The following is a 17,939-nucleotide window of genomic DNA, read 5'->3' as shown; positions in this document are numbered from 1 at the left end:
GCCCGGCTGGGCCGTAGTCATCGCCGACTCCTTCCACGCGGCCAACCGCGCGGCCTCCTTGATCGACATCGAGTGGGAAGCGGGCGAGACCGCCAGCGTTTCCGAAGAGGACATCCTCGCCGAAGGCCGCAAGGTGATCGGCGATGCGAGCAAGGGCGCCCTGGTGTGGAACGACGAGGGCGTCGACGAGGCCTTCGCGAGCGCCGACAGCACCCTAGAGGCGGAGTACACCACCCACAGTGTGCTGCACTTCCAGCTCGAACCCCTGAACGCCCTCGCGTACCAGCGCGAGGACGGCGCCTGGGAACTGCACACGGGCAACCAGTGGCAAAATCTCATCCTGCCGACCCTGGCCCAGGCCCTGGGGACAGAGGAGAGCAAGCTCAACCTGCGCACGTACCTGCTGGGCGGTGGCTTCGGCCGTCGTCTGAACGGCGACTACATCGTGCCCGCAGCGCTGGCCTCCAAGGCCCTCGGCGGCAAGCCCGTGAAGCTGGTGTTCACCCGCGAGGACGATTCGCGCTTCGACTCCATGCGCTCGGCCTCCAACCAGAAGCTGCGCATGGCCTTCGACGGCGAGGGCAAGGTGAGCGCCATGGAGCACCACGCCGTGGCCGGGTGGCCGACGCTGGTGATGGCGCCCTTCTTCATGCCCAAGGGCGCCAACGACGTGGCCTACGATCCCTTCTCGATCAGCGGCGCCGACCATTGGTACACCGTGGGCCCGCACCGCGTGCGCGCGGCGACGAACGAACTCGCTAACGCCACCTTCCGTCCCGGCTGGCTGCGCTCCGTCGGCCCCGGTTGGACCAACTGGGCGCTGGAGAGCTTCATCGACGAGGCGGCGCACAAGCTCGGCGTGGACCCGATCGATTTCCGCTTGTCGATGCTGACGGGCGAGGGCCGTAACGCCGGCGAGGCACCCAACTCCGTGGGTGGCGCCAAGCGTCAGGCCGCGGTGCTGCGCGAGGTGCGCAAGCTCTCCCGCTGGGGTCGCGAGCGCCTGCCTGCTGACACGGGCGTCGGTGTTGCCACCTCCTTCGGCCAGGAGCGCAACATGCCCACCTGGACGGCCTGTGTCGCCCGCGTGAAGGTGGACCGTGACAGCGGCGAGGTGAAACTCGAGAAGCTCACGCTGGTGACCGACGCGGGCCTGGTGGTGAGTCCCGACGGCGGCCGGGCCCAGGTGGAGGGCGCTGCCCTCTGGGGCGCCAGCATGGCCCTGCACGAGGGCACGGTGATCGAGAGCGGCGAGGTGCGCGACACCAACCTCGGTAGCTACACGCCCATGCGCATGCGCGATGTACCGGAGCTGCAGGTGGCCTTCATCGACAGCAAGGAGACGCCCGTGGGTCTCGGCGAGCCTGCCACCACGGTGGTGGGGCCGGCGATCGGCAACGCCATCTTCGACGCGGTGGGGGCGCGCTTGCGTGAGATCCCCATCCGCCGCGACGCGGTGAAGGCGGCGCTCAAGGCCTAGCCGTCATCGTCGGCGCCACCTCGAGGGGGTGCTGACCACGAGACGAGCGACCAAGCGGGGCGTTCCACGGCAGGTGGGACGCCCAAAAACAGCCGGTCGCCCAGGACGCCCGTGATGATGGGCAGCGCGCTGGCGACAACACCCAGTGGAAGGCTGGCGCCCAAACCAAACAGGGCGCCTGAGATGAGGCTATGGAACTGCCTGATCTTCTGGCGGAGAGTCGGTCGCCCGACACGCGGACGACCGACTCCTCACTTAGAGGCGGGGCTCGCATCCCCCGCCTTGCCTACAAGGCGGGGAAGGCGCGTACCAACACCTCGAAGCACGGGCTGTCCCCCCCGGTGGTGTTGAGCACGGTGGGCGGAGGATCGGCCGGCTCCAGGGCACAGCCTTCCACCGAACAGCGCAGATCGAAGGCCACATCGAGGTTATCGATGTCGTCATCGCCGCTGGAGGCGTCACGCTCCTTCAGGCCCCGTGCTCGGGCGTAGGCTCGTTCCCCTTCGATCACCACGAAAGTGCTGCTCGACGGCCCGAGTATCACCTCGGACCGCTCGCCATCGTAGCCGATGAGGTTGGTTCCGGCGGCGATCGAGAGATCATCCTCGCCGAGGAGGAAGAAGTTCACCACATCGACCTCAGCGTTGGTGCCACTGCCAGGGAAGGTGGGGAACTCCGTGTAGAAGCGCCCCTCGCGAAACTCCGCTGCATCACCGTTGCCGTCACAGGACGCCTGCAGCGTGATGCCTTCCCAGGCGATGGTGACCTGACGATCACGCCGGTTAGGTTGCAGGCCTCCGGTGCTGTCGAGATCATCGTTCACGCCATCGCCATCGGTGTCCGCTACGCGCGGGTTGGAGATGAGATCGCCGTCGCCATCCACCGTGAGCAGTTCCACATCATCGCGCAGCGAATCACCGTCCGTGTCCGCCAACAGTGGATCTGACACGGGCGCGGGCAACGCTTCCTTACCGCCGTTGTTGGTGAGGGTGAACATGGTCAGGGTTTCGGTGCGATCGTCGATCGCATCGAAATCACTGTCCGCCTCCGAGAGGTTGGTGCCGAGCTGCAGGGAACTGGCCGCGATGGCCTGCTCGTCGTATCCGCACACGTCGGCCTGATCGCAGTCGCGCAAGAACTCGTTGTAGTTCGCGGTAGGTCGATTGCGGAAGGACTCGCACACCTGCCCCGGCACCACGGTGACGCAGGCATCCCCGGCCACGACGTACTCGTCGAAGTCGCCGATGAGATCGCCGTCCGTGTCGCTCGCGCGGGGATCGGTGCCCAGGTAGCGTTCGAGTAGATCCGGTAAGCCATCGCCGTCCGTGTCCACCTGGTTGGGATTAGAGGTGAAGGTGGTGGGCGTGCCGTTCACGTTCACCGTGTATCCAGCCGTCTCCAGCAAGTTCGGCACGCCATCGCCGTCGTCGTCGAGGAACAGGGGCCCGTCCTCGGTGAAGTTGGGATGGATGCCGAGGGCGAGTTCGCGCCCGTCTTCAATGCCATCGCCGTCCGTGTCCGGGTCCGTGGGGTCCGTGGCGAAGCCGGCGACACCGTCGAGGCTGCACAGGTCCTGGCCATCCACCTCGTTCAGGGGCACGTGGGGGAACAGGGGCTGCGTGCTGCCATCGATCAGCGTGCTGCTCTCGCCCGTGTACACACTGATCGTGTAGACGACCGCGCCGTCGAGATCTCGGCTCACCATGGGCCCTTCCACGCCGTCGACGATACGCACCCCCTTGAGTTCCTCGTAGTCGCTCAGGCCGTCGAGGTCCGTATCGAACTGGCGGGGGTCAAGGAGGCAGTCGCGCTCGAGGCGGTCGATCAGCGCATCGCGATCGGAGTCTTCGAACAGGGGGTTGGGGTAGACCTGGCGCGCTTCGGTGGTCTTCTTGATCATCACGCGCCAGCCGTCCTGAATCTCCTCCTTGTCGCTCAACAAATCGTCATCCGTGTCGAACAGCAGGTCAGAGCTGCCGTGGAGAAACTCCTCGCGGGCGAACACACCGTCCCCATCTCTGTCCTGCACGTAGGTGAAGATCAACTCTTCGCCCGCACGCAGCACGATGTCCTCCAGATCCGTGGCGAGCAGGTCACGGGTGCTGAAGACGCCCCAGAAGCGCGCTTCCTCCGCCACGCTCTGCGTGTCGCGGAAACGCGTGAGCACCTGGCGCGGTCGGGCCGCCGGCTGCACGAATTCATCGCCGCTCGGCGTGGTTTGGAGAATGCCGTCGGGACCGGCGTTGATCACCTCCTGACCACCGGCCACCCGCGCGCCCAAGGGCAGGATCGCCAGATCATCACTCCCTGGCAACGGGATGGTGGAGACCAGGCCGTCGCCTCCCTCGCGCACCGAGGCTGCCAGATTGGCTTCCTGCGTGGCGTAGTCGGCCTCGCGGATCTCATCGTCGCCGCCGGCGATGGAATCGAGGATGCCATTCTCACCTGGCGTCACCACCGCTCGGCCCGGCTCGACGATCCCCCCCGAGGCAACCAAGGCGATGTCATCGCCTAGCAATTCCACTTCCATGCGGCCGTTCCCACCGTCGACGATCTGCGGCTCACCGGTGAAGCCGAGGATTTGGTTCAAGGCATAGCCAAGGGTGATCCCTAGGGGCTCGCCCGTGTTCGGATTGTGGGAGCTGCCCGTGGCCACTCGATAGCTCTCCACGCGACCGTCGCCGAGATCGAAGGTGAGCCCGGCGGTGCGGTCCAACACCTCGCGTGAGGAGAAGGAGAAGTTGCGCCCGTCCTCGTCCACGATGTCGTAGTTGGAGAGCTGCACCACGATGCCGCGAGGATTCTTCAGCAGTTCCTCCACCTGCGCGGGGAACACGTCGACGGCGACGAAGCTGAAGGGCCCACGCGAGGTGTCACCGAGGGCACCGATGTTGATGTCCTCCAAGTTGGGATTCTCCGGCACCAGGGATGCGACGGGGATCACCCGCGTACGATCGGCAGGGTCCTGGGTCAGCGCCGTGAGCTCGAGATTGCGAATCGTAAAGGGGATGTCCCCGGCGTTGTCGATGGTGACGTCCACCCGCAGGGCGGCGCCGACCACTTCCCGCACCACTGAAGATTCCGCACTCACCTGGGCGCTGGTGGTTAGCGATTCCTGATACGTCTCCTCCGAGCGCCGAGCGGACTCCTGGGACACGGCGAAGGTGCTGCCCCGCTGCGAGCCCTGGGTACTGCTCACACTGCCGCTGATGTTGAAGGTGGGCACGGTCTTGCCATCGGTGGCCGCGAGACCGCCCCCGAGCTGGAGCGACTGGGAGGTTTCCAAGGTACTTAGGGTTGAGCGCTCACTGCTGGTGGAGTAGGTGGTGTCCTCGCCCGCCACCAGCGTGGTTTCCGCGGTGGAAGACTCCTCCACCGTTTGGCCCTCGGTATCCGTGTAGGTGAATCGCGTGTCCAGGAGCAAGCTCACGTTGCCCACGCTGATGCGCGGCGTCGGCAGGTCTGCTTCCAGCGGGTTGCGGTTGGCGGCGATCACCTCGTCGAAGTCCGGCAGCTGATCGCCGTCGGAGTCGGCCAGGATGGGCGAGGTGCGGAAGGTGCCCACCTCGAATCCATCCTCGATGCCATCGCCATCGCTGTCGATCATGATCGGGCTGCTGTAGAGGTTGTTCCACTCGAGGTCATCGCCCAGCGTATCGCCGTCCGTGTCCGGACTGCGCGGATCGATGCCGGCCTGACGCTCATCGGCATCGGGGATGCCGTCGAGGTCCGTATCGGCGAAGCGTGGATCGGAGCTCACGTAGAGGGTGCGCAGGTTGCCGTCGCCAGCCACCACCGTGACCGACCAGCCGAACTGCTCGTCCGTATCGCTGATGCCATCGCCATCCGTGTCCTTGATATCGGCGGGCGTGGGCGCCAAGCCCACGTACACGCCGCTGGAGGGATCGTCGATGCCAGGGGTCACGCCGGGAATGGGCTCCTCCATCGTATTGCCTGCCACGTCCTTCACATCCGTGACCTTCACGCTGTAGGTAATCTCCGATTGGGAGAAGGTAGTGATGCGCACGGTGGTGAACTCCGGCGGCAGCAGCTCAGCCTTGCTCAAGACGGCCACGGCGGAACCCACCACGCCCGTGTCAGCGGGTCGCGCGGCGATGGTATACCGATTGGGATCGTTCGCCCCATCCTCACCGCCGCGCATGGCTTCGGAGAACACCACCAGAATCTCCGTATTGGAGACGGCGCCTGCGGCCACCACCCGTGGCTTGTCCGTGTCCGCCACGTCGGGCACCTCGTCGACCACCGTCATCGCCACCTGGGCGGTGACCATCTGATCGTCAGCGCCCTCGCTCGAGGCTTCGATAAGGAGGTCGCCGGGCCAGATGCTGGTCACGTTGATGCGGGCCTCGCCACCGAGCGTTTCCACCGTGTTGTACGAGAGTATGGCCTGGCCGGACAGCAGCTTGAAGAACACCTCGGTGCCGTCCGCCACCGGTTGGTTTTCCGCGTCGAGCACCTCCACGGTGACCCACGCGAAGTCCACGCCGGAGTTCTCGATAGCCGCCTTGTCGGTGCGCGCACGCACCAGGCTGAACACATCCTCCCCCGCGCCGAAGGCAGCGCTCAACCCGGGTGTGGAGGCGTCAATGAAGCTCGCCGGCACATCCACGCCGGGAGAGCTCGCCGATTCCATCATTCCGTCAAACTTCCCCGAGCTAGAGGAAAGGTTCGCCACGAAATACTCGGCCAACTCGCCCACCAGATCGTTGCGAAGGGGGTCATCGGCGAGCCCCAGGTTGTCGTCCACGAACTGGTTGAGCTGGGCGAGGTCGGTGCTGCGGTCGGCGGGGTTATCCGCGAGATCGATATCCAGCTCTTCCTCCACCCGGGCCAACAGCATTTGGGCCGCTGAGGTGGCCGGGTCCTCCGCCAGGGCACGAGTGACCAGGCCCGCGGCTACGGTGCTCGCGAAAGACAGATGCAAGGTCGCGCCCTCCGCCTCCTCGGCGCTTGCCGGATCCGCCAACACCGCGCGCAGCGGCGGTGCGGAGCCGTCAGCCCCCATGCGCCCGCCCGTGGTTTCCACGATCACCGGACGATCCCCCAGCGCCTGCAGCGCTTCGGGATCCAGATCGAGCGAATAGGCGCCATCGGCGGCCGTGATCACCGGCGCGTTGGCGGCCGCGAGTTCCACCTGCTCGCCTGCCTCGTCCACGTAGAACGCCCGCACGGTGGCGCCGTCGATCTCGGACTTAACGGCTTGGCCGGTGATACGGATCATCGCTGCGCCCGCATCCTCACTCGGCGGTGGGTTCTGCTGGGCCACCGGCGGCGCCAGGGCCGCGCCGCCCCCGCTGCCGCCACCACCGCACGCGGCGAGGGCGAGGGCGCTCATCAGTAGGACCAGGCCGTTGCGGGGTGATATTGATAGGCGCGCCAAGGGGTGGCGGTGCTGGTTGCGGATAGGTGTACTCATGGCTCTGACCTCTGTTGGGGATGCGACGCTCGTTCCGTCGGCGCCTCGCCGTGCTTCGTTGCACGCGCTGTTATGGCCTCGATCGAGGGCGCTGACAGCACGCCCATACAGGGGGAAGCGCAGGGTGATCCCGCAGAGTTTCATCGGAGCGGAAAAATTTGCCACACAGGCGCGCGACGAGCGCTTCGCCTTCGATGGGAGTGGTTTGCCGTGGGCAGGGCCCGGCCCGTAGGATGGCGGTAATACATAGGTATAAACACGAACTCTCAGCCGTGAAGCAGCCCCCCACAGAGGTCACCCGCCTGCTCCAGCAATGGCGCGTGGGCGATGACGCCGCGCTGGGGCGCCTAACCCCTCTGGTCTACGAGGAACTACGGCGCGTAGCGCAGCATTTCATGCGTTCGGAGAACGCGGCGCACACGCTGCAGCCCACGGCGCTGATCAACGAGGCGTACCTGCGCATGGTGGGTGCCGATGTGGATTGGCAAGATCGCGTGCACTTCTTCAGCATGGCGGCCCGCATCATGCGCCGGATCCTAGTGGACCACGCCCGCGCCAAGGGCAGCGCCAAGCGCGGCGGGGATCAGCTCCAGGTGTCCATCGACGATCGCACCCTTGCCGCCGGCGACCGGGACCAAACGCTGATCGCCCTGGACGATTCACTGGAAGATCTTGCCCACTTCGATGCGCGCAAGGCCAACATCATCGAGCTCTTCTTCTTCGGCGGCTTGGGTTACGAGGAGATAGGTGAGGTGCTGGAGATCTCGCGCGCCACCGTCTACCGCGAACTCAGCCTCGCCAAGGCCTGGCTCTACAATGACCTCGCCAACGACACCCCGTGATCCGCAGCGCTGGCAGCGCATTGAGGTCGCATTCTACGAAGCCCTCGATAAGCCCCACGAGGAAGCGTATCGCTGGCTAGCGGCTCGCGACGACCTGGCGGAAGATCTGCGCGCGGAGGTACGCGCCCTGCTAGAGGCCCATCACGAGGCCGGCGAGGTCTTTGAAGACGTGGTATCCGGCGCTGCCGACGAGGTGTTCACGCAAGCGCAGCACCACCTAGGGCAGACGATCGGTGCCTACATGCTGGTACGTGAGCTAGGTCGCGGCGGCATGGGCAGCGTATACCTCGCCGAACGCAGCGATGCGCAATTCACCCATCAGGTGGCGATCAAGCTGGTACAGCAGCAGCTGCCGAGCCCCTACCTGATCGAGCGCTTCAAGGCAGAGCGCCAAATCCTCGCGCGCCTGAGCCATCCCAACATTGCCCGCCTGCTCGACGGGGGCGCGACGGAGCAGGGTTACCCCTACATCGTGATGGAGTACGTGCAGGGCAGGCCCATCGATGCCTACTGCGACGAGCACCGCCTCGGCCTGCGTGAGCGCCTGGCCCTGTTTCGCCAGGTATGCCACGCGGTGCACTACGCCCACCAGCGCCTGGTGGTGCACCGGGACCTGAAGCCGGCCAACATCCTGATCACCGAGGGCGGCGAGCCCAAGCTACTCGACTTCGGCATCGCCAAGCTGCTGGTCCAGGAAGAGCCGACGGGCAGCGCTGATTTCACCCGCACGGGCCAGGCCCTGATGACGCCCGCTTACGCCAGCCCCGAACAGGTGCGCGGCGAGCCCATCACCCTCGCGAGCGATGTCTACGCCCTGGGCGTGCTGCTCTATCGCCTGCTGAGCGGCCAAGCCCCCTATTCGGTGGAGGGTTCACGACCCGCCGAGATCGAAAAGCTAATCTGCCTCACACAGCCGGTGCGGCCCAGCCAGCGCGTGGGAGAGACGCCCAGCGCCGCCGCCACGCTCGGCCTCGACGGCGATCGCCTGCAGCGCACCCTGCGGGGCGAGCTCGACAACATCGTGCTCACGGCCCTGCGCAAGGAGCCGGATCGTCGCTACGGCTCCGTCCTCGCCTTGGCTAGCGATCTTGATAACTACCTGCAGGGGCGGGCCGTCAACGCCCAGCCCGACACGGTGACCTATCGCCTGCGTAAGTTCGTGGCACGCAATCGCCTGGCGGTGGGGGCTACCGGCGCCATCGTGACCCTCAGCACGGGCTTCGCCTTCAACAGCGCACAACAGGCCGAGCGTATCGCCGCCGAGCGCGACGCGGCCCAGCGCGCACGGACCGATGCCGTGCAGGAGCAGCAGCGGGCGGAGGTCATCTCGACCTTCCTCATCGACCTGCTCACCAACAACGACCCCCAGATCTCCCAGGGCCGGGAAATCACCGTGCGCGAGATCCTGGACCGAGGCGCCGCCCAGGTGCAGCGGGATCTTTCGTCGCAGCCAGTGCTCACGGCCCGCCTGCTGGACACGATGGGCTACGCCTACCTCAAGCTCGGCGACTACGCGCAGGCGCATTCGCTCCTGGAACAGGCTTTCGCCCTGCAGGACACGCCCGACACCAACCCCAGCGAGGGGCGCACAGCTACACTCCTACACCTTGGCGAACTCGCCCACGCGCAAGACCGCCTGGCGCAAGCCAAAGACCTGCTGGAAGAGGCGATCGAACAGTCCGTGCTCGTGCATGGCGAGGAGAGCGAACGCACCGCGACAGCCCTGGATGAGCTCGGCAACGTCTATCGGACGGAGGGAGACTTTCTCGCCGCCGAGCCCCTGCACCGGCGCTCCCTCGCGGCCCGAGAGCAGGCCCGCGATGCGAGCCCCGCCAGCACCGCCCACCCCAAGCACAATCTGGCCGCGCTACTGAACAACCTGGGGCGCTACCAGGAAGCCGAGGCCCTCGCCCGCGAAGCCATCGCCGAGCTCACGCAGGCCTTCGGCCCCCAGGACTCCAGGGTGCTCAACACCCAGATGGTGTTGGCCATCGCATTGGAAGAGCAGGGCGATACGCAGGCGTCGCTACAGATCATGCGACGGGTCGTGCAGGGGCAGAGGGCGGTCTATGGCGAGGATCATCCTCGCTTGCACAACACCTTGAACAACCTTGGCGCTGCCCTGTTCGAAGCGAATCGCTACGAGGAGGGCGAACAGGTGCTGCGCGAGGCGCTGGCCATGGGACTCACGCTCCACGGCGACCACAACAACCGCACCGACGCCCTGATCCTCAACAACTTAGCGTGGGGGCTGGAGAAGGCGGACCGCGTCCCCGAGGCCGAGGGGATCTATCGCCAGTCCCTCGCCGCGCGCATCGCCGTCTATGGCGAGACCAGCGGCCGCGTGGCCAGCGTGTACAGCAATCTGGCCGGTAACCTCAACACCCAGGGGCGCCTGGAGGAGGCCGAGGCCTACGCCTACAAAGCCCTCGACCTGATGCGCCATCTCTACGAGGATGACAACCAGCGGGTCTCCAACGTCCGTCTGAAGATCGGCGACAACCAACTTCGCCAGGGCAAGCCCGCCGAGGCGGCGCCGATGCTGCGCTCCGCATTGATCTTCTACGAACGAGAACTGCCGGAGGATCACCCCACCTTGGCGGTGGTGCGCGCCACCCTGGGGCGCTGCCTGGTGCAGCTTGGCGAGTACACGGAAGCCGAACCGCTGCTCCTCGCGGCGTACGAGGTGTATGCCGCCCTACCCACGCTCCCAACGCAGAGGGCTACGGAGGCAACGCAAGCCCTAGTATCGCTCTACGAGCGCCTCGGGCAAGCGGATAACGTGGCGCGCTGGCAAGCACTGGTGCCGAGGGTAGCTAACTGATCCGAGAACCCTGACCAGGCATTCCTGAAAGGAGGCTTTTCCTGGCCAGCGAACGGTCTGCTTTGAATCGTCTCCCCACGGTGCCTCCGTCCGTGGACCATCGCCTACTGAGTGCAGGCGAAAGCGCAGGGCACTCAGGCGACCAGTTGACTATCCCTCGTTACGTTCGCCCAACACCGGAGCGTATCGGAACGGACGGCAAGCCCCCGACGACCACGCGAGAAATCGCAGTCAAGGGTCGAATTTTTTGGCCCCCCACCCGGATGCCCCCCCGCGTTACCATCGACCCCATGTTTACCCACCGTATCGCCACCAACGCGGACATCCCTGCGATCAAGGCCCTCATGCTCGCCGCGATCGAGGGCAACATGAGCGCCTACCTCTCCACCGCCGAGATCGAAGCGGCCAAGGAGACCATGGGCGTCGACCAGACCCTGATCGACGACGGCACCTACTTCCTCATCGAAGCCGAGGTGAACGGCGCCGCCGTGCTGGTGGGCTGCGGTGGTTGGGGCAAGCGACGCACGCTCTTCGGCGGTAACCACACGGTGGGCCGTGACGACTCCTTGAGCGATCCCGCCACCGAGCCGGCCCGCATCCGCGCCATGTACACGCACCCGGAGTGGACCCGTCGCGGCATCGGTGCGTTACTCATCGAACTCGGCGAGCAGGCCGCTCGCGACGCCGGCTTTCGCACCATCGAACTCGGCTCCACCATCCCCGGTGAACCCCTCTACCGCGCCCGCGGCTTCCGTGAGGTGGAGCGCTGGAATCAACCCGGCGCCAACGGCGAACCGAACACCATCATTAGGATGGCAAAGACCCTCTAGGCGCACCGCAGCTCCCCGCTTGCCTTTCCACGATTGCCGACTCGGGTCGTGTCTCAATCGGGTCGACGTCGTGTCTTATTCCTGACTCATTTCTGCAAATTCCCCGTCAACGTAGCGACTTGAAGCGGCAAAGGACCCGCAACATAAGGGCCGTAGACTCCGTCTCGCCTGCGGGCCCACTACCTGAATTCACGGGGGTTTACCGAACCAATGAACAGCACCAAGCTGGGCGGCGACAACGCTGCTATCCACGACGAAAAAGAGAGCATCGGCTCCAACCGATCCGGCAACACGCCGTTTGCAGAGATCGCTGCCACGCGCCGCGACGTGATGGCCGGCGGACTGGCCGCTGCCGTCTCCGGCTTCCTGGCGCCGAAGGCGTTCGCCACCGAGGCGAACTCCACTGGCATTCCGAAGGGTGAGCAGGTCGAGGGCGGCCTGGTGAACTTCGCGCCGGTCACCATCGAGCAGTACAACGCGGAGAGCGAAGGCGGCACCGTGCCCGTCATCTCCTCCGATTACGAATTCCAGGCCATCATCCCCTGGGGCACGCCGATCGTGCCGGGCGTCGCTGAGTACACCGGCGATCCCAACACCCGCCCGACCGCTGCCGAGCAGGAGCAGATGATCGGCATCGGCCACGACGGCATGTGGTTCTTCCCGGAAGCAGGCGCCACCAGCGATGGCATGCTCTGCATCAACCACGAGTTCGGCACCGACAGCCACCTCCTCGGTAAGGACGAGCCCGAAAACCTCGACGACGTGCGCCTGTCCCAGGCCGGCCATGGCGTGTCCGTGGTTCGCATCGCCGAAGACGAGCAGGGCAACTGGGGCGTCGTGTTCGACGATCGCAACCGTCGCGTCACCGTGAACACGCCGGTCGTGTTCGACGGTCCCGTCGCCGGCTCCGAGTTCCTGGTCAACGCTGCGGGCAACGCGCCGCAGGGCACCGTGAACAACTGCGGTAGCGGCTTCACGCCGTGGGGCACCTACCTCACCTGCGAAGAGAACTTCAACGGCTACTTCGGCATCACCGATCCCGAGTACCAACTCACCGAAGCCCAGGACCGCTACGGCTTCGACGCCGACGGTTTCGGCTACGGCTGGTACAACTTCGATCCGCGCTTCGATATCTCCAACCCCGACTACGCCAACGAGTCCAACCGCTTCGGCTGGATCGTGGAGATCGATCCGCAGAACCCCGACAAGCCCCCCGTCAAGCACACGGCACTCGGTCGCTTCAAGCACGAAGCCATCGCCATCCAGGTCGCGCCCAGCGGCAAGGTGGTGTGCTACATGGGTGACGACGAGCGCTTCGACTACTGCTACAAGTTCGTCTCCGAGTTCCGTTGGGAAGACGCCATCCAGGCTGGCATCAGCCCGCTGGCTTCGGGTCGCCTGTACGTCGCTCGCTTCTTCGTGACCGGCCGCGGTCGCTGGATCGAGCTGTCTCGCCGCAACGAGACCCTGCGTGAGGCCTTCTCCTCCCAGGCCGAGCTGCTGGTGAACGCACGTCAGGCAGCTGACCTCGTGGGTGCCACCCCGATGGACCGTCCCGAGTGGACCACCATCGGTCAGAACAACACCGTGTTCTGGACCCTCACCAACAACTCCAACCGTACGGAGCCGAACGCGGCCAACCGCCAGGCGCCGAACAACGACGGCCACATCATCCGCACCCGCGAGTTCGGTGGCGATGCAGAGAGCCAGGACTTCTCCTGGGACTTCTTCATCCTCGCCTCCGAGACCCGCGACACCGAAGGTGTGTTCACCGATCCGGACGCGGCCTACATCGATCCGGAAGGTCGTCTGTTCATCGGTACCGATGGCGGCCAGCCGGACGGTCTGCAGGACCAGCTCACCGTGTTCGATACCACCGAAGACCTGCCGCTCGGTCAGAACCCCGAGCCCAAGCGTCTGTTCGTGGGCGTGAACAGCGATGAGATCACCGGCTGGGCCACCACGCCGGACCTGCGCACGGCGTTCACCAACATGCAGCACCCCGGTGACGGCAATCCCGCCAACACCAACTTCCCCGCTGCTACGGACGGCGTGACCATCCCCCGCGACTGCACCATCGTGCTGAAGAAGCGCGACGGTGGCGTGATCGGCTCCTAAGCCGCAGCGCGATCGGAGGGGCGTCGGCTGCTGGTCCGGCGTTCCTTCACTCAAGGCGACTCACGAGAGCCCCGGCCCTGCGCCGGGGCTTTTCGTTTCGGCGTTGCGCAATCGCGCAACTTGCTATGCCGATGCGGCCATCACTACCATCGTAATCGACTGGGGGCGCCGATCTGTGTCTGACGATAGATGGAGTTGTCGAATGCTTTATCGGAATTGCATGCGTAACTTATTGGTGTTGCTCGGTTTTGCTTTTTTCAGTGCTGCAAGCGGGCAGACCATCGGTGTCGACAACCGGCACGGCTTCAATGAGGATGCCCTCCTCGGTAGCGGTGCGGACTTCGATGCCTACCGGGCGGTGATCGAGGCCTTGGGCTTCACCCTCGTGCCGTTGGATTCCTTTCTGGCGGGTGATATCGAGGGCCTGGATGCGGTCATCATCAATCAGAACTACCAAACGAATCTGCTGAGTGCCGATGAGATAGTCGCCCTGCGCGAGTTTCAGCTCGCCGGTGGCGGATTGCTGGTTCAGGTGGACGGTGGCACCGACTTCGTCGCCCCAGTGATGAACCTTCTGGTGCAGCCGTACGGCGTGAGCTTCAGCCGCGCGGTCACGGAGGGAGCAGGCCGGGTAATCGAGGGTTTTGTGGTACACCCGGTCACCGTAGGTGTCCAGACGGTAGGCATCGATGCCCACCGTCGCTTGGAAATGAGTATCCCGCCAGCGCTCGATCTCACCATCGGCGACGGTGAGGACGACATGCTGGCCGCCGTCCTCGGTGAGCGTTTCGGCGCCGGCAACCTGGTGATGATCTCGGATTCGAGCATCTGGAGTGACCCGGATAGCGGCTCGGATTTCTCCATCGACTTCGGCGATAGCCTGCGTCTCTTCGTTAACTCTCTGCTCTTCGTGACGCGCGACGGGCCGCCTACCGAGCAGGTGATCAGGCGGGCGAGCGCTGCCGTTGATGCCGTTGCAGTGCGTGCGGCTACTCGAGTTGGCGCGCCAGGCGGTAGTCACGGCGACTGACTCCTCCCGAGGGTGTAGGGGGTCATTGCGTGTGGTGCTGTTGGCATAGGCAGCACCACCCTCAAAGGCGGAGCTGCAGAATCATGATCGATTCGAATCGCTTTCGCGCGCTGGGATGCGCGCTGCTCGTGGGGGCCCTGAGCGCCACCGTGTGCTCGGCCCAAAGCTGCCTCGTCCCCTCATCCACATACCCGACGATCCAGAGTGCGGTGGACGATATCGCCTGCGCCGTGGTCGACGTGCAGGCCGGTACCTACGTCGAGAACATCACCGTGACCCGTGCCACGCCCCTGCGCCTGAGCGGCGCGGGCCTTGGGCAAACGCAGATCGATGGCAGTGCCGCTGCACAAGCCACGCTCAGCGCGCAGATGACCGGCGTCGGGTCCAGCCTCATCGTCACGGATCTCCCCATTGGCAATGGCGTGGGCACCACGCGAGCGGGCGGCGTCGATGTGATCGGCGAGGACAGCGCGGGCCCCCTGGTGCTACGGCGCGTGAGGCTCACGCGCAACGAAGGGCCTGCAGCGCTCCAGGCGCGTCGTATGGGCGTCGCGCTCATCGAGGACAGCTTGTTCGATCGCAACGTGGGCAGCGTGATCAGCACGTCTTTCGGCGGCGACGGCACCGACTACATCATCCGCCGCAGCACGTTCGAGGAGAACACCGCACCCCCGGGCGAGGGCGGTATCACCCTGCAGATCGGCGCGGACCTCGAACTCACCGACAGCCAGCTCATCAACAATGCGCACTGCGGCGGCGTCGGCGCTACCACCGGCACCTTCGAACGCCTATTGGTGCAAGGCAACGCGGGCACGGACTGCCTCGTGCAATGCGCCGCGCAGCTGGATGTGGGCGTGATCCGCAACGCCACGATCGCGGACAACCTGGCCGCTGGCCTGTGCACCGTGGGTCCACGGTTGATCGTCGAGAACACCACCATCAGCGGCAACCGTTCCAACGGCGTGGTGCAGGCGGGTGGCTTTGACCAGTCCTTTCCCGTCGGCCCCTTCACGATCTTCCGCAACGTCACCCTAGTGAACAACACGGCCGCCAGCGGGGTGGGGGGTATCCGCGTGCACATGGGCAGCCTGGTGTTGGCGGGCAGCATCGTCGCCGGCAACGCCGGCGTGCAGTGCCTGGACTTTCCGGACGGACCCGGGGTGATTACGTCCTTCGATTACAACCTGGACTCCGACGGCACGTGCTTTCTCACGGCACCTAACGATCTACCAAGTATCGTGGATCCACGTATCGGCGCCCTGCAGGACAACGGGGGTGGCTTGCCGACCCACGCGTTGCTCGAGGACAGCCCGGCGGTGGACGCGGCCGCCAGCGACGTAGGGCTCACGTGTGCGTCCACCGACCAGCGTGGTACGGCCCGGCCCCAGGGGCTGGCGTGTGATATCGGCGCCTTCGAGTTGGAGCAGCCCCAGCGCTAGTGATCCGGTCATAATCGGACCAGTCGCCGAGCTGATGCAGACCGAGACAAATCTGCGACGAATCGAGGATCTTCGGTCAGAACTTTCCCCCGCGATGCGTGCCTGATGAGTAACACCGGCGCCGAAGCCCAAGTAAGCGAGGGGGCCATTCATCACACGGGGATAAACCCATGGCACTGTTCACCGGCTGCGTCCTACAGAAATCCTTGATCGCCACGACGTCCGCCACCCTGAGCCTGTCCGGTCTGCTGCTTGCGGCCGGCGGTCCCGCCGGCACCGATGGCACAGGAATGGAGTCCGCTGCGCCCGAAGCGCCCGCGATCCTGCGCTTCGCGGAGTGCCCGCGCGAGGACATGCCGGCTGGCGTGCACTACCCGGCTATCGAGGGCTAGCCCCGCCTGGGAGCGAACGATCCGCGCGTGCTCAAGGTGGAGAGCGACGAGCTGGTCGAAGCCATGCGCAACAACGACGTGCCCGTCGAGTACCTGGTGTTCGACGACGAGGGCCATGGCTTTGCGAAGCGGGAGAACAAGATCGCCGCGTCCGAGGCCTACGTGAGCTTTCTCGACCGCTACCTAGCGGGCGAATCCACCGAGACGGCGCCCGAGTAGCAGCCGCCGCGTTGGCTCAAGCGTCGCGACGGGCCAACACCACCCCGCACTCCACGTGGTGCGTGTAGGGGAACTGGTCGAACATGGCCAGCGCCATCACCTCGTGTGTGGTGTGCAGCGCGCGTAGGTTTTCGGCCAGGGTCTGCGGGCTGCAGGAGACGTAGTAGATCCGCTCGAAGCGCTGCAGCAGCTCGCAGGTCTGGGCGTCGAGGCCCTGGCGCGGCGGATCCACGAAGACGGCACGGAAGTCGTAGTCGCCGAGCGGTTGGCGCAGGGCCTGGAGCCGCCGGAAAGGGCGCACGTTGTTCAGCGCCTGGATGACCTCCTCGGCGCTCAGGCGCACCAGCTCGACATTCTCCACCGCGTTCATCTCGATGTTCTGGAGCGCCGCGCGCGTGCTGATCTTGGCCACCTCGGTGGCCACCACGGATCGGTAGCGCGAGGCGAGGGGCAGGGTGAAGTTGCCGTTGCCGCAGTACAGCTCGAGCAGATCGCCCTGCGCGTCCTCCGCCTGGGTCCAGACCCAGTTCAGCATGTGTTCGTTGATGAACGCATTGGGTTGGACGAACGACTGCTCGTAGGCGTAGTAGCGCCAGCGCTGGCCGCCCACCTCGAAGGACTCCTCGATGCGGTCTTCGCCGATCACGAGCTTCTGCTTGCGACTACGGCCGATGATAGAGACGTCGAGGTCACGGGCGAGGGCGGCGGCGGCCTGCTCCCAAGCGTCGTCGAGGGGGCGGTGATAGACCAGGGTCACCACCACCTGACCCTCGCGTGAGGCGAGAAACTCCGCTTGGAAAACGCGCCGACGCAAGGTGTCACTCTGCTTGAGGGCCCGCAACAGGCGTGGCATTCGCTCGGTGATCGGCGCCAGTGCCTGGGGGAAGGTGTCGATCACAACGGGATCGCGTGGGGCCTGCGGGTCGAACATCACGTAGTCGAGCGCGTCCCCCTCATGCCAGAGGCGAAACTCCGCGCGCACGCGAAAGCCGTGCGCAGGCGAGCGATAGCGTTGCGCAGGCAGGTCGCAGATCGGCGCCAGCAGCTCGGCGGTGGCGGCGCACTTGGCATCGAACAGGGCGTCGTAGCGCTCCGGCGCGAAGGTCCAGGGCTTCATGGGGAAGGGTTGTTCTGCGCGGTGGTCATCGTCGCGATCCAGGACTGTGGCGTGCGGTGGGCGGACAGGATACTAGTGTCCTGTCATGTGAGTTGGTTGAAGAATACGCGGGTGCTTTTTGCCCCTGAGCACGTTGCTCCTCCTCCCGTGGAGCCTGCCACGCTCGTCGTCGCGCCGCACTCAGGAACAAAAAGCCCCGTGCGTATTCTTC

Annotated in this window: 10 protein-coding genes and 1 pseudogene; 9 read left to right on the top strand and 2 right to left on the bottom strand. The window is 65.6% G+C overall.

Translation table 11 applies throughout. From position 1 onward, the window contains the following. The coding region (locus AAF184_19400) for a molybdopterin cofactor-binding domain-containing protein (GenBank protein ID MEO0424512.1) at positions 1–1,480 on the top strand (1,480 nt) is incomplete at its 5' end. A gap of 286 nt (positions 1,481–1,766) precedes the next feature. Here AAF184_19400 and AAF184_19395 read toward each other — a convergent pair. Next, a complete protein-coding gene (locus AAF184_19395) occupies positions 1,767–6,917 on the bottom strand; it encodes a hypothetical protein (GenBank protein ID MEO0424511.1) in 5,151 nt (1,716 codons plus the stop codon). Positions 6,918–7,189: 272 nt separating this feature from the next. Here AAF184_19395 and AAF184_19390 point away from each other — a divergent pair, with 272 nt between their 5' ends. The 8 genes and pseudogenes from AAF184_19390 to AAF184_19355 all read left to right on the top strand — a co-directional run bounded on the left by AAF184_19390 (position 7,190) and on the right by AAF184_19355 (position 16,611). Then, positions 7,190–7,759 (top strand): sigma-70 family RNA polymerase sigma factor, encoded by a 570-nt coding sequence (locus AAF184_19390; GenBank protein ID MEO0424510.1) that lies wholly within the window; start codon positions 7,190–7,192, stop codon positions 7,757–7,759. Further along, positions 7,734–10,583: a serine/threonine-protein kinase gene (locus AAF184_19385; GenBank protein ID MEO0424509.1), complete on the top strand. Its 2,850-nt coding sequence runs from the start codon at positions 7,734–7,736 to the stop codon at positions 10,581–10,583. Before AAF184_19390 ends, AAF184_19385 begins: the two co-directional genes overlap by 26 nt. Positions 10,584–10,846: 263 nt before the next feature. Continuing rightward, on the top strand, positions 10,847–11,413 hold the full coding sequence (locus AAF184_19380) for a GNAT family N-acetyltransferase (protein MEO0424508.1): 567 nt from the start codon (positions 10,847–10,849) through the stop codon (positions 11,411–11,413). 210 nt (positions 11,414–11,623) lie between these two features. Further along, entirely contained in the window at positions 11,624–13,531 is a 1,908-nt protein-coding gene (locus AAF184_19375) for a PhoX family phosphatase (GenBank protein MEO0424507.1), read from the top strand. Positions 13,532–13,751: 220 nt separating this feature from the next. Beyond that, positions 13,752–14,561 carry a hypothetical protein gene (locus AAF184_19370; protein MEO0424506.1) on the top strand — a complete coding sequence of 270 codons (810 nt, stop codon included), beginning with the start codon at positions 13,752–13,754 and terminating at the stop codon, positions 14,559–14,561. 83 nt (positions 14,562–14,644) lie between these two features. Continuing rightward, positions 14,645–16,000, top strand: a complete 1,356-nt coding sequence (locus AAF184_19365; protein ID MEO0424505.1) for a right-handed parallel beta-helix repeat-containing protein — start codon at positions 14,645–14,647, stop codon at positions 15,998–16,000. Positions 16,001–16,170: 170 nt separating this feature from the next. Beyond that, positions 16,171–16,392: a hypothetical protein gene (locus AAF184_19360; protein ID MEO0424504.1), complete on the top strand. Its 222-nt coding sequence runs from the start codon at positions 16,171–16,173 to the stop codon at positions 16,390–16,392. 9 nt (positions 16,393–16,401) lie between these two features. Next, positions 16,402–16,611: pseudogene (locus AAF184_19355) on the top strand (prolyl oligopeptidase family serine peptidase). Between the two features lie 16 nt (positions 16,612–16,627). On the opposite strand, the gene trmA reads toward AAF184_19355, so the two are convergent. Then, positions 16,628–17,728 (bottom strand): tRNA (uridine(54)-C5)-methyltransferase TrmA, encoded by a 1,101-nt coding sequence (trmA, locus tag AAF184_19350; GenBank protein ID MEO0424503.1) that lies wholly within the window; start codon positions 17,726–17,728, stop codon positions 16,628–16,630. Between the last annotated feature and the right edge of the window lie 211 nt (positions 17,729–17,939).

Source organism: Pseudomonadota bacterium, assembly GCA_039815145.1.
In the GTDB taxonomy this organism is placed as follows: Bacteria; Pseudomonadota; Gammaproteobacteria; order Steroidobacterales; family JBCBZW01; genus JBCBZW01.
The sequence above is the reverse complement of the archived record's forward strand: the minus strand, read 5'-3'. Positions and strand labels throughout refer to the sequence as shown.

Bases quoted from the DNA above. Each gene is read 5' to 3' on its own strand.
- AAF184_19360 (MEO0424504.1), top strand. From the start codon at position 16,171: ATGGCACTGTTCACCGGCTGCGTCCTACAGAAATCCTTGATCGCCACG.
- AAF184_19375 (MEO0424507.1), top strand. From the start codon at position 11,624: ATGAACAGCACCAAGCTGGGCGGCGACAACGCTGCTATCCACGACGAA.
- AAF184_19365 (MEO0424505.1), top strand. From the start codon at position 14,645: ATGATCGATTCGAATCGCTTTCGCGCGCTGGGATGCGCGCTGCTCGTG.
- AAF184_19370 (MEO0424506.1), top strand. From the start codon at position 13,752: ATGCGTAACTTATTGGTGTTGCTCGGTTTTGCTTTTTTCAGTGCTGCA.
- AAF184_19380 (MEO0424508.1), top strand. From the start codon at position 10,847: ATGCCCCCCCGCGTTACCATCGACCCCATGTTTACCCACCGTATCGCC.
- AAF184_19395 (MEO0424511.1), bottom strand. From the start codon at position 6,917: ATGAGTACACCTATCCGCAACCAGCACCGCCACCCCTTGGCGCGCCTA.
- AAF184_19385 (MEO0424509.1), top strand. From the start codon at position 7,734: ATGACCTCGCCAACGACACCCCGTGATCCGCAGCGCTGGCAGCGCATT.
- trmA (MEO0424503.1), bottom strand. From the start codon at position 17,728: ATGAAGCCCTGGACCTTCGCGCCGGAGCGCTACGACGCCCTGTTCGAT.